The sequence below is a fragment of the Acidiferrobacterales bacterium genome, from assembly GCA_028820695.1.
Lineage (GTDB): Bacteria > Pseudomonadota > Gammaproteobacteria > Arenicellales > JAJDZL01 > JAJDZL01.
On the sequence record JAPPIB010000013.1, the window covers coordinates 1 to 13,929 of the forward strand.

Genomic DNA, 13,929 nt, shown 5'->3' on the forward strand with positions numbered 1-13,929 from the left:
CCTGCCTTAGCCTATGCCTCATTTTAAAGAAATTGAAATATTTAGACGCACACCCATGCCGCACTCGCACATTGGACCGTTTCATCGAAACCATGCACAATAGTTATGCCAACTGGAACCGGTAAAACAGAAACGATGCTGGCACTATTTACCGCTGTCTATATCAAGAGGTTGATGGTTGTCGTGCCAAATGCGGCGTTGAGGGATCAAATTGCTGAAAAGTTTCTGACACTAGGGATTTTAAAAGGTGCAGGTGTCTTGGAATCGTGTGCCGAGTTTCCTGTTGTTGCTACGTTGAAACGCCGCCCAACTTCGGTAGAGGATGTAGATGAAATATTTGAACGAGCCAATGTTATCGTGACGACGATGCAAATAGCTGGCCAATGCAATGAGAACGTTCAAGAACACATGGCAGAGCACTGCTCCCATTTGTTCATAGATGAAGCACACCATATTGCCGCTCGAACTTGGCAGGTATTCAGGTCAAAATTCGATGCACGAATCGTAGTTCAGTTTACAGCGACACCGTTTCGTACTGATGGAAAAAAAGTTGATGGCAAATTCATTTATGTGTATCCGCTCGCGAAAGCTCAGAAAGAAGGGTACTTCCGAAAAATTCAATTTCAAGCAGTCCAAGGTTTGGATGACGTTGAAGCCGACACCGAAATAATAAAGCTAGTGGGTAACCAATTGAAAGCTGATCTTGCTAACGGATTCGACCATCTTGTGATGGCTCGTGTAAATAAAATCGATCGAGCAATCGCAATTCATAAACTCTACGAGAAAAATCTGCATGAATTCAATCCGGTGATTGTTCATAGCAGAATGAGTGGTTCTGAACGGACTAATGCTATCGCTATGCTACAGAGTCGCAACAGTCGAATAATCGTGTGTGTCGATATGTTGGGTGAAGGATTTGATCTTCCACAACTCAAAATTTCAGGTTTGCACGATCGCCACAAGAGCGTTGCCATCACTTTGCAATTTACTGGTCGATTCACGCGCGATTGTGGAAACATTGGCGATGCGACCGTAATTGCCAACATTGAACAGTCGGATATTGATGATGCTTTGCGTTCGCTCTACGCAGAAGATGCCGATTGGAACTATCTCTTAAAGATTTTGAGCGAAAAAAAAACCACTCGACAACTCAAGCGTGCAGAAGTGTTGGAAGGATTTAATGAGAGTTTGGAGGGGATTCCACTCCAAACGCTCAATCCAAAAATGAGTACAGTCGTTTACAGGACAAACTGTGCGGAGTGGCGACCTCAGAACATCGATGAAATTATGCCAATTGCCAGCGTTTACTCTGGCCCAGTGATAAACGAAGCGGAGCGCCTCGCTGTGTTTGTTACACGGGATCAGACAAATGTTAAGTGGAGTTCTACGAAAGAGGTTGTGAATGTCGAATGGAACTTGTACCTAGTGCATTGGGATCGAAATACGAATCTGCTCTATATAAACAGTACCAAGAAAAATGACCTCCACGAGAAACTTGCGAAAGCTATATGCGGTGATTGCGCGATCCGAATCCATGGTGAGAACGTGTATCGCATACTAGATGGAATCAATCGCTTGATGTTGGCAAACCTTGGTCTAAGCCACCCACTCGGCCGCTACATTCGTTACACGATGTTTGTCGGGTCCGATATTACCACACAGTTGAACGCTGCGTCATACAGCATGAAAAGAAAGTCGAATCTCTTCGGTCTTGGATACAGAGGTGACGGAAAGGTAACGGTGGGGTGTTCGGCAAAGGGGAAAATATGGTCGATGCAGTCTGCTGGAGATTTTAGTGAATGGCTTGATTGGTGTCGGTTAATGGGTTCCAAGTTGATCGATGAATCAATTACAACGAATAGTTTCATCCATAATCTAATTCAACAAGAGGTGATCACGGAGCGTCCAGCAAAACCACCAATAGCGGTACATTGGCCAGAATCGCTACTAGTAGAGTTTGAGGAGCGAATTAAATTCAGGTTCGGTTCAGGAGAATGGGTTGGTTTTCATAATTGTGAAATTGATGTTGCACATCATAATGAATCATTACCGATAAGATTCACAGTTTCGACCGAAACAGCGACCGCTACATTTGAAGTTCGACTCAGCGAAGGCGGTGCCGAGTATCCGCAGATTGATGGACCACCTGTACTGATTGACTATAAGGAAGAGCAGCCGGTTTCAGAGTTGTTTAAAAATGACGCGCCACACATCCATTTCGCAGACGGCGACTTTCTAATTTTCAACGAGTTGTTTAAGTTACCGCAACGGGAGGATCGAATCGTTTTTGATTTAAACAAGATCGAAACACGCGATTGGAGTGGCACTGACTTGAATTCCGAATCTCAAGGTCAAGGCAAAAATCCACGGTCGATTCAGCGGGCAGTTATTGAAGAACTGTTGGCGCTTGAACCGAGGATTGACGTTGTTTTTGATGACGACGGCTCTGGAGAGATTGCAGACGTGGTTGCGGTCTCCGAAAAAGGCGAGCAATTGAAAGTAGAACTATTCCACTGCAAGTATGCGCATGGGGCTGCACCGGGAAATCGTGTTTCGGACCTGTATGAGGTATGTGGGCAGTCGCAAAAATCTGTGCGTTGGCGAGAGAATCCAGGTCGAGTTCTGAAACGGATGGTGAAGCGAGAGAATGATCGGCTCACAGCGGGACAGGTGTCGCGCTTTGAACGAGGAAATCTCGGAATTCTAAAAAGCTTAGTTTCACGCTGGCACGAACTTGAATTGGATTACCGTGTATGGATTGTCCAACCGGGTCTTTCAAAGACGAAAATCGAACCAAAACAGCTAGACTTATTAGCAGCTACTGAGATCTACCTGCTTGAGACTTATAGGATTCCACTTCGAGTGATTGCCAGTAAATAGAATGGCTTGGCGAATTCTCCTGATAAATCGCAATCTCATATTAATTTGTTACAACCTGGGAGCGATATTAGCAGCAATCTATACGGCGTTGGAGCAGAATTCAGGGCAAAGTTTAATGATCTAAATCTGGACAGTTTTCTGGATGTAACTTCATCTTGTTTAGATTGAAAAATTGGATCTGAAATTTTCGAAGAAATCACTTGGTAACGGGAGTTCACGTCTGATCCGTGACAGTAATATTGTGACACAGAAACGTTGTTGGACTTTCTACATTCGACAAACTTGGCTGGGTATTCCAGCAATACTTAATTCCTTGGATGCGGATTAACTGTATGAACGACATAGACAAATACCATGACATTGAGTTAGTTGAAGGCAACGAATTTGTTACAGAAGTAGACGAAATTCCTATCGTCTGGAATTTTTTTGTAGGTCTTGACCGCAATGATCTTATCGCAGAACTTGTTCAAAACGATATTGACCAAGATGCTACTAGGACAACTGTCCGATTTGAAAAAGATCAATTGATTTGTGAAGGAAATGGCCAACAAGTGGATTCCGACGGTTGGGCGCGCCTTAGAAAATTGCAAGGTGCAGGTAACAGTGTGCCGGCAAAACGAGGGAAAATTGGTGTAAAAAACCACGGCCTCAAAACTTCGTTTACTATCGGGGATGAGATTCACCTGTCTTCTGCTGGACAGAAAATAATTCAAACTCTATATGCGGAAGGTAGAGACAAACCACCACGTCCCGGTGCATCTAAGGAACCGGTTCAAGACCCGGATGCTCCAGAAACCGGTTGTCGCGTAGTCATTATGCGGCGTAGTGAAGAAATTACCCCTAGCGTGGGAGAAGCGATTACGCTTGCGGTTACTGATCAAACGGAGATGGATGAATTGTTCGAAAGGTCCTGCCAAAGAATTCCAGATCAGTTCATAGGAATCGTTTCGCCATACGCTATCAAGAAGTTCGAGTTAGAGCTTAGTCACTGGCAACTTGGGACGGTCAGCTTCAAATTCAATTGTTCGTATCCCAAAAAAGTAAAGAGAAAAAACAAATACTTTGAGATCTTTCGCAGGCGTTGTACTGTCAGTGGAAACAAGGACCCACTTCCATCGAAATTAGTAGAAGAAGTTTCAATTCGAACGTTTCCTCTAGAAAGACAGCTTAAGCAGCGCATCCCATTTTTCTATAAACGTGATCGCAATCGTTACTTCGTTGAGGTTTCTTGGTTTGTGAACAGTAGAGGAAAACCTATAGGTGGTGTAGGAAAATACCGATATCCAATTGGCTATCCGGAGGGTTCAACTAACGCATATACAGGGCATGGTATGTCCTTTAGTGCACCGATCGTATCTAATACTGAACGTCACGGTCCTGCAGCGAATGATTCGACAAACAAGCTATTAAGTGGGTTATGTGAAGATCTGTTGGTTGACACTATTGAGTTCCACCTGATTAAGAGGTGGGGAGTGAACGGATTGAATCCCCTTATCCCGAACCTAAAGATAAGTAATAGAGACGAAATAGTACGACCTCTATTGGCAAAAATTGCAAGTAACGGTGCTATGCCTACACTTGCATGGAAAGCTGCAACCCTCCGGGTAACAAAATCCAAGAAACAAAAAACACGGTCTAAGTTATCCGCTGTGCTAAACCGAGTAAGCAGGGAGGATATTCTTGTAAAGCCGAAGTATCAATTCATAATTCCGATTACACTTGGGGAAGAAGTTGAAGAAATCAATGTGCCATTAGCCGCAGTTTCTCCACGATCAGAATTTCAGCTAGATTCAAACATTGACTCTGAACTACTTAAGTTTCTCGTCGATGGCAAAACCGAAGGGTTTTGTGATGAATTCATAACTTTTGATGAGAACGACGCGTTCGCTCGAATTAAACAGGAGGGAAACAAATGGTTCCCTGTATGCACCAATATTGAAGCTGAGTGTGCCGAACCACAATTTGTGCGCTATTACCTTGATGTGATTCACAGTTGGCTTAATCGCAAAGACAAAAATAGCGACAATGATCTTGAGAATGTTTTGCAAGAAACATTATTGCTCCCTGATTCGAATGTCAACCCGGTTCGATTCGATGAGTTGTATGCTAGCGCGCCTCTGCCAAGCGAAATACCAAGTTTGAATTTGCCACATGTTTTACACCCTGACGTGGCCAATCATCCCATATTCAATAGAACGAAATGGCGTAGACCAACATTCAAGTTTAAAGACTTCATTGAGAGCGGGAAAATACAGAATTCGGATCACTTAACAAAGAAACAATTTTGGGATTGGTATTGCCAAAATAAACGAAAGATTTCCAAGCGAGACCGCGCTAAATTGGCTCAAATTGAAATTTGGCCAGACAAAACTATGAATTTCTTCAGAATTTCGGATTTTTGCGCTCCAAAGGATAGGCGAATCGCAAAGATTCTTGAGAACGCGATAAAACAACCGCATGAGAGTGTTCTCAGTTTGAATCTTGTAACTATTGGCAAGAAAGGAAAAACTTCAATTCGATGCATTCCCACACAAAATGAAATCGACACTTGGATATTCAAACGTATCGAGCAGTTTTCAATTGGCGATTTCCCGGATAATCAAGAGAAAGAATCGTTAAAACGATTCGAAACTGAATTAATAGTCCTATTGAAGAATCGAGGCATTGCGAAACTGTTTCAACATAATGAAGCGATACTTCCCGCGTTAGCGAAGGATGGGTCAATTCAGCCTCGAAATCAACTCGTTATTCCGAGCAGAGAGAATAGTCGTATCGAACTGAGAAGCAGGTTCTTGCTGACAAAAAGTTCTGCTAGTATGTCACTAGACAAGATTTCTAGTGCTCTGCCAACACCAAAATTGGATATGCTTCTGTCAACTTTCAAGGAAGACCCTCAAAATGATGGTGCTTTACACGCACGTCTAGATTTGTTCATTAGGCTTACTCAGGATACTGGGGATACACTTCACGAGATCACTGAGACGCCTATCATACCAGTTAGAAACGAGTATAGATCACCTTGCGAACTCGCATTCAAGGCTGGAGGCAGCAAACCTGACTACTACGGAGAGTGGAAAATCCGAATTCCCGGGAAGGGTCTTTCCCAAGATGATCAAACTCGTTACAGGAAAATCGGAGTCACTTCTGCAACACTAAATTCGTCGACAAGCATTAAGTTTTTCAGGTGGTTGTCGAGGCAGAGCAGCGATGTCCTCGAGAAGCACTTAGGATGCATTCTGCATCAATTTAGAGATAAAAATGGCCCCGGTGACTGGATTAATGATTATCCCTATGACTCTGTGATTCCAACATTAAATCGTTCCAATTATCAATTAGTTTCTCTGAACCATGCGAGAAAGAAACCTGTATACATTCCCGATGTGGTTGAATCGCTCGCTAAGAAAGTCAATGAGAATGATCGGTATGTTTCTCTAGCTGTGATTTCGGTTAAAGGGATTCGGAATCCAATTTCAGGGAGTTTGAAAGATTTAGGCGTGCGTTCACTAAAAGAAGCTTTCGGCGAACCTCAGTGTGTCACAGGTCGCGGTGCAAGAGAAGAAAAATCGTCTGAATTTGTAGAAATTTTTCAACGACTGAATGAACGAAAATTTCATAAAGATGTTATGAAAAACTTTGATTCACTTGGAGTCGATTCCGGCCTAATGAGACAAAACTGGCAACACCGACTGTCAACGATTAAGAAGTTAGTTATTGCCGATAAAGTCGATGTGACTTACCGATTCCGACGTAGAAATTACACAATTGAGGAGAAAGCAGGTTTTGACCAACAGTCTGGAGTGTTCTATGTAAACAAGAAGTTTGGTAAGGATACAGAAATAGTGTGCGAGGCAATTGCTCGGCAATTAATTTTCAAATCATCAGCACAAACGATGCACCACTTGACATTAAAGCGGGCCTTGGAAATGGAATTTAAAGATCGAGGATTAGAAGTAACGGCATCGACTGTTTCTAGTGAGAAAACCAGTTCGAACACGGATACCCCAAATGACGGAGATGGTGTAATTATTGACGATACCGAAACTGCGGAAGCAACCTCTGGACATTCTCCATTTGAGCCGGACTCTAAAAAAAACGTTCCGGTACTAGTTCCCTTTTCTGAAGGCGATTCGGGTTCATCAGAACTTTCACGGGCCGGTGCGGATATAGATAATGAAACAAACTCTGGGGAACATCGTAGTTCGTCTTCGAAACAATCAAATATACAATCAACTAAACTTGAAGAAAAGCACAAGAGAGAAATTAGAGACCATTATGCTAATCATTGCCAAGTCTGCCTTTGTGAACAAAATCCAAATATTCTTGCCCCCAAAAAAAGTTATGTAGAATTTTCGGAACTAAGACAAAAATTGATTGAGATTCACCACGTAGACCCAAAACATGCGGAAGGTGCGAGGCACGCTGGCAATTTGATTTCTTTGTGTAAATTTCATCACGATAATTTTGGTCGGAGACTTGCAAGAGAATGGATTACAAGCGCACTCAAAGATAATCCTCAAAGCGAAACAATCCTATTTCCAAGCGATAGAGGCAAATTTAAACTAAAGGGTAAGATAGTGAAAATCAAGTTCCGAGATAAGGGAGATTCCATTTCTATTTTTTTTGATGATCGACATGCTGATTACTGGCTCAACTGAATATTCAGATAAAGTTGAATTGGTAACATATAGGGAATGTGATTGAGGAAAATACTTGTTCAAGAATGATCGGGAAAGATTTGTGAGCCCCAGTGGGCTGAGACAGCGCGGTGTAGGGGCTATAACCTTTTGAATACATGGATTCTATCATCTCTATTTCCGATCAATTGTCTAAAATTAGAGATAGTGTAGAAAACATTCCTGAGCATCTCGGTTCCGGGATTTACGCGATTTTCGCAAAAAATTTAGACTGTCTAGCTGAATTCACCATACCATCGAGTGGAGTAATCTATATTGGTATATCTAATCGACTTGAATTGAGAAATCACTTTAAAGCAAAATATAGTGGATTTTCGACTATACGCCGTAGTATTGGAGCGATTCTTAAGAATGAACTTAATTTGTCAGCGGAGCCACGGTCGAAAGGTAACTCAGAGACAAACTATAGGGATTTTCGATTTACTGGAAACGGTGAAAAGTGCCTTAGCCTATGGATGCAATCAAATTTGGAGTATTCAATTGTCGATCTTGAGGGAGATTTGATCGAAATAGAAACTTGTTTGATTTCGCAAAATGAACCACCACTTAATTTGACAAAGTACGAAAATTACCAAAAGAAACGCATTCGGCACCTAAGAAATCAATGTAAAGAAGAAGCAAAGAAAATTTGGGAATGCAATCATTTGGCCAAGCGATGATCAAATGACTGACACTGTTTTTAGTGAAAAGGACGTAGAAATTCTGTAGTAATTACAAAGAAAGAAAATTTACCAAAATTGGAATTTCAATTTAGATTCGGATACGTTTTTAACCACACCCACCAAGTTGAATTTTCAGAACTCATTGAAATGAAAAAAAACATGAATGGAATCAACTTGTAACTACTTTACGATGCTACGCGTGTTCGCCTACTAAATACCTAGATAACGGAATGCAATCTCAAGAACCTCGCAAAGTTGGAGAAATTACGCTGTTTGAGTTTTCTGTGGTGATCGCAGCAAATTTCAATAATCCGGCAATTCTGAATCCAGATTTCCTGCGTTACAACAAAATTGTTGATAATCAGTACGAAGTAAACGATTCACCTATTACAACTCCAGCATTTTCTCAAGTTAAATTCAACAATGGAATCTCTGTTACTTCAACTCCTGATCAATTAGTTTTCCAACAAATTAGAGACGAATTGAATTCAAATGAAATTTGCTCTCCATCAATTGCGATGCGCTACCTAAAGTGCGTTCCGCATGTTTCTTATAGTGCCGTAGGGATTAATCCGAAAGGGTATTCTGTAAATCGGTCTGAGAATCATGTTTTGAATATGCTGAGAGAGGGGGGCTCATGGATAACCTTCAAAGATACCAGCCCTACTGTAACGTTGAAAACAGCCTATGACTTTGGCGGCAGAAAGATCGCTCTTGAAATATCTGAATCGCATCAGTTGACAGCGAGCAAGAATATAACAGGAACAGTATTCCAGGCAAACTTCCATCACGAATCAAAAGGGCAAAATGTGGGTTCTCGTATCAAACATTTAAATTCCATACTAGAATCGTGGAACCGTGATCTAATAGAATTTTTTGTTCTAGTAGACAAGTATTGTTAAGAAAACTTATGTCTGAGCAAACTACACAACTTACCATTGAAAGTTCGACTAATGAAACTATGCCGTCGTCACAGGCATTTTGGCGAGACCAACAATTGTCTCGGAATTCTCATCCCGACTTTCAATTTACGATGTACAGATTCAATCGTGAGAATTCATCAAATTGGCTTGTGTCTGATTCTGAGTGGATGCCGCTTACAGCACAAGAAATAGATTTACAAGTCGCTGACAATCCTTTCGGAGACGCACTTTTGTTGACGGCTCAACTAATGGTTACGAGAGTTGACCAAAGGTTGTGGGAATCTCTAGCCGAGTATCTTTTACGTGGTGCAAATGGATTTAGGGTGCAACTTGCTCAAGCTTTGAATGAACTTGATGAAATAGTGGATGAAGCAGAGTCAGAGGGATACGAAATTCCAAACAGTACTGCGATAGACAATGCAGAATACATAACAAAGCGCATTTACGATAAATTGTCACACCCGTTTCAAATATATCCAATGCCGGATGGAGAAGTTGCCATTGATGTTACAGATGAAGATGGAAGTTCCGTGTTGATACTATGTCGTCCAGACGGTGGTACGCTGTGTTTTGTGAACATTAATGGAAATCAACGTAGAGCACACTACTCCAACTCCGACGCACTCCCAGATGGTTTCATGTGTGAAGCCCTTGAGGAACTTCAACAAGAATAAATTTCGTAGTGGCGTATCACAGCAAGGTTGATCCGACTGAAGAGCTTGGGCGGGGGATATTTTCAAGTAGCATTGCGAAACGGTCCCGACGTGCGATTCCTAAGAATGTATTTCTTGAAAGGGAAGGGAATGCACGGATATCCGTTGATCGATTGAGTATAGCACCAGCTATCGAATCCATTAGAATTGCTGACGAAGTTGCCGTTCAGCGAAATAGGAAATTTTACGGTTGGGCAATTATCAGTGCTGAGAGTGCGAGCCAGAATGGACGATCGGTGGAAGCTTCTGCACTCATCCACAATCAGTTTCATGCTGATATCGTTTTGCCGCCTGAGGCAAATAAAAGAGAAGAACAAATTATGCATGCGCAGTTGTTGGCTGACCTCTCAAACTGGCGTGCACGCCCATGATAAAACAACGCGCGCAGAATTTTATCCCTAGGCAAATGGTGTATTCTTCGTGTACGTTCTGACGCAACTTATTCTCTAGTTTCAGATATTTACACTCACTTCCGAAGCATCATATTCGCTCGCTCCGGCCCCATCGAGTCGCAGTTATTCGCCAATATGTAAGGAGATTCAAATATGGATATTCAACCACAACTATTGCCATTGACAAAATTACTCGATGGTCGTTTGTTTTCCATTCCCGATTACCAACGTGCATATAGCTGGGGTTCACAGCATAGAGCGGATCTGTTTGAAGATATAGAGAATATTTTCCAAAATGGAAAACATGAAAGTCATTTTATGGCGACAATAGTTTGTTTGCGCAGAGAATCTAAATTTCCAATTGGAACAGACGAATATGATAAACTCGACATAGTGGACGGACAACAACGATTGACAACAATTGTCCTGCTTTTGAACGCTATAAAACTGGAACTGAAGCGATGCGATCAAAGTTATGTCGAAAGAGAGTTACGAGAAATTTCTGAATTATTGGTTAAAGAGAGTAGCGACAATCTTATCCTATTACAAACCAATCAAGACTCATCCTTTTATTTCTTCAACTTTATTCGTTATGGGACGGTGGTTTCTGTAGATCAAGGGAAAACTCTGGCTGATCGAGAGCTCTTGAAGGCGATTGAAGATTGTCAAGAATTCCTGCGTAACCGGAGAATGGATGAACAGAAACTTTTAGAATTGTATTCCTGCATAAAGAATCGATTATTCTTTGTTTTGTACGAGATATCTGAGGAGAAACTTGTATACACTGTTTTTGAGGTTCTCAATAGCCGTGGAATTGAAGTATCTTGGCTAGACCGCCTCAAGTGCATATTAATGGGTAAAGCATATGAGTTGCCCAATTCCAGTGAACAATTGATTCCAGAACTTCACACCATCTGGCGCAACATTTATAAAGAAATCGGTTTACATCAAGGGTTGAGTTCAGAGTCCCTGCGTTTCGCTGCAACACTTTATCAATCCGGCAAGCCAAGTAAACCGCTCAGTGAACCAGACGCAGTTGCTGAGTTTAGAGATAAGGCTGTCGATGCTTCAAGTATTAGAACGGCCGCCCAGTGGCTTCTCAACGTCACTAAAGCCTGCGACAAAGTCTTTGCGGATTCTCGACGAAATGCAATAACAAAAATATCTCAAGCGCGTCTACTGGTTGTCGCAATTCACCTTCGGGATGATATAAATGAGGATGATAAAGAAAAGCTATTGATTTTATGGGAAAAGACCACATTTCGAATCTACGGAATGTTGGGTAAAGACGCTCGTACACAAGTAGGTAATTATGTTCGGTTATCGTGGAGAATTAAAAAAGAGAATCTATCGGTTAAGGAAATTCAATCTGAAATCCAGTCTATTGGCAAAGGATTTCCGATCAATGATGCTGTTGAGTCTCTTCGAAATTTTAACTGCTACGAAGGATGGGGAGAAGAACTAAGGTATTTTATGTTTCGATACGAAGAGTATTTGGCAAAAAAAGAGGGGCAGGATATTTCAAAAAAACAATGGGAACTAATTTGGCAGAAAAGTACATCGGAATCGATTGAACACATCTGGCCTCAGAGTACAGCCCCAGAAGACATTAAGCATAGAATTGGAAATCTTATGATTTTACCGCTAGGCTTAAACAAACAGTTACAAGATAATCATCCTAACCAGAAATTTGCTGCGTATGAAAGGACTGGGCTTTATAGTGCGACAGAGGTACCTCCCAGAACCAGAAGGTGGTCGAAAAAGGCAGTGAACAATAGAGAGCAAAGACTATTGGAGTTTGCAAGAATAGAATGGGGAGATTAGACGCGAGCTGTTCTAAATTTTACTATGTCGTTAGTGCATCGGTGTTGTTTTGCATTATCACCTTTTTCCGTTGAGCCATCCCTCAACATAATTGTGCGATACAAGCATTGCAACCGCAAATGGTTCGTCGTTGGGGGAAAGTCGCCTTGAGTAGCGTGCTGTCCAGAATACAAGAATGAAACAAGATGATTTCAATAGTGGCATTCCAGAGGATGTCTGGGAGTCGGCTAAAGAGGAGGCGCGGAAGGCGATGATCGCTGTTGCAAAACGCAAAGAAGTAATTACGTACTCTGATCTCGTTAACAAAATAGTTAGTTGTCGGTTGGAACCTCGAAGTCAGGAATTAGCGCACATGCTGGGAGAAATCTCATCGAACGAACATGGGGCCGGACGCGGAATGTTGTCAGTCTTGGTTGTACACAAGTCGGGAGACTGCATGCCTGGGCCAGGATTCTTCGAATTGGCGAGTTTGCTTGGAAGCAACGTAGAGGATCACATGGAGTTCTGGATCCGAGAATTGAAGAAAGTGCATGAGACATGGTCATCCGCACCAAGTGCACAATGAATAATGTATTCGGAAAAGACAAATGGGTGTACCGAATATCTTTACTTACGCCACGAAGGAACTATCGCAAGACGCGGTGATTTGCTGGCTAGCGGCTTGCGCGAGCCATGCGCCGCGGGGTGAATTACGTTATTGCGTTCGTTCAATATTTGCAAAAAATTCATTCTTTGTAAAAGTTCGACACAGCCCTTTCGTACATATCAAATCCAGCTAATTGGACCATTGCAAACTGCAATCAGGAGAGGACTTTAGATGACATACCAAGTAGCATACACAAAATTGAAGCTGAAAAATTCTATTGATCAGTAAATTGTTATGGTTTCGACCTTGTTATCTCACACATGAAGCGAATAGCGTCTTTGACGCGAGTTTTTGTGGAGTCTAATTGCGCTAATGAGAATTTTCCAGCGGGACCATGTGTGCCCGCATTTAGTTCACCAAAGAGCATTAAGACATTGTCAATGTCAGCACTGACAAAATTCTCAAACGTGTCATTAGCCCTACCATGTCTATTGAGACAATAGTGAATCTTTGCGCGGCGTGTGGGGGAGCCGTCTTTTGTTTTGTCGCAGTCGGGAGAATGAATTAAAACATCAGATTTCGGTGCGTTTATGTCTAAAATTTGTGTAATTATCTCACGAGAACTAGAGCAAAAATGGCGAGCCGCGTCGGGGTTGTTAGGATTAAGAGCGTAGATTGCACCGTACCAACGACTGTGTAAATCTGGAGAGACGTCAGCCAACTCATCTGCAATTGATGAGTCACAAATATCTTCGTGAGAAATTTTGGGATCTGGTGTATTGTCAATGAGACTATTGAAAACAATTACACTATTGGCAGTTTCCTGTTCCGCAATGTCAGTAAGGAAAGAATCGGTTCCAGATATGTCCAACTGTTCGTACGCATTGGAAAGGATTTCAACAGATTTGTAGAATTTTGAATTTCGGACATCGATGGACTGTTGGGCGAAATGATTCAGTGCTGAATTTAGGCGGTTTTGATTCGCGCGAACGCGAGTGTTGAAAGTTCGTACTTCTTGGTTATATGCAGCAACCTTCCGTTTTTGTTCAGAGTTGAACTTGCGGATCTCACTATTTAACTTATGAACCTGCTGGCGTTGTTTGGATTGCGCCTGCTTGATTCTTGAGCGAATTTGGGAGGAGCTTATACGTTGGACCATGTCAAATTCCCATGGCTAGTTTGTCGTCGGAAGTGACACCAAGTATAACATCATGTTATTTCTGCATAGTTTCGTATTTGAACTTCGACATTTGGC

At 42.0% G+C, this 13,929-nt stretch carries 9 protein-coding genes and 1 pseudogene; 9 read left to right on the forward strand and 1 reads right to left on the reverse strand.

Annotated elements, in window-relative coordinates; all coding sequences use genetic code 11:
- Window positions 1–87 precede the first annotated feature (87 nt).
- From OXI60_01800 to OXI60_01840, 9 genes and pseudogenes are all read left to right on the forward strand, one after another.
- Window positions 88–534 (forward strand): annotated as a pseudogene (locus OXI60_01800) (DEAD/DEAH box helicase family protein).
- A gap of 195 nt (window positions 535–729) precedes the next feature.
- Window positions 730–2,880 carry a helicase-related protein gene (locus OXI60_01805; GenBank protein ID MDE0308553.1) on the forward strand — a complete coding sequence of 717 codons (2,151 nt, stop codon included), beginning with the start codon at window positions 730–732 and terminating at the stop codon, window positions 2,878–2,880.
- Window positions 2,881–3,212: 332 nt separating this feature from the next.
- The gene (locus tag OXI60_01810; GenBank protein MDE0308554.1) at window positions 3,213–7,535 is read left to right on the forward strand and encodes an HNH endonuclease signature motif containing protein; all 4,323 of its coding nucleotides are present in this window, start codon (window positions 3,213–3,215) and stop codon (window positions 7,533–7,535) included.
- Window positions 7,536–7,672: 137 nt separating this feature from the next.
- A complete protein-coding gene (locus OXI60_01815) occupies window positions 7,673–8,233 on the forward strand; it encodes a hypothetical protein (protein MDE0308555.1) in 561 nt (186 codons plus the stop codon).
- Between the two features lie 233 nt (window positions 8,234–8,466).
- Window positions 8,467–9,138 carry a hypothetical protein gene (locus OXI60_01820; protein ID MDE0308556.1) on the forward strand — a complete coding sequence of 224 codons (672 nt, stop codon included), beginning with the start codon at window positions 8,467–8,469 and terminating at the stop codon, window positions 9,136–9,138.
- Between the two features lie 131 nt (window positions 9,139–9,269).
- Window positions 9,270–9,833: a hypothetical protein gene (locus OXI60_01825; protein ID MDE0308557.1), complete on the forward strand. Its 564-nt coding sequence runs from the start codon at window positions 9,270–9,272 to the stop codon at window positions 9,831–9,833.
- An 8-nt stretch (window positions 9,834–9,841) separates the two neighbouring features.
- The gene (locus tag OXI60_01830; GenBank protein ID MDE0308558.1) at window positions 9,842–10,243 is read left to right on the forward strand and encodes a hypothetical protein; all 402 of its coding nucleotides are present in this window, start codon (window positions 9,842–9,844) and stop codon (window positions 10,241–10,243) included.
- A 174-nt stretch (window positions 10,244–10,417) separates the two neighbouring features.
- On the forward strand, window positions 10,418–12,088 hold the full coding sequence (locus OXI60_01835) for a DUF262 domain-containing protein (GenBank protein MDE0308559.1): 1,671 nt from the start codon (window positions 10,418–10,420) through the stop codon (window positions 12,086–12,088).
- A 175-nt stretch (window positions 12,089–12,263) separates the two neighbouring features.
- Window positions 12,264–12,653, forward strand: coding sequence for a hypothetical protein (locus OXI60_01840; protein MDE0308560.1), 390 nt, complete (start codon window positions 12,264–12,266; stop codon window positions 12,651–12,653).
- Window positions 12,654–12,966: 313 nt separating this feature from the next.
- Here the strand turns inward: OXI60_01840 and OXI60_01845 are convergent, their stop codons facing one another.
- A complete protein-coding gene (locus OXI60_01845; GenBank protein ID MDE0308561.1) occupies window positions 12,967–13,833 on the reverse strand; it encodes a hypothetical protein in 867 nt (288 codons plus the stop codon).
- Window positions 13,834–13,929: the final 96 nt, after the last annotated feature.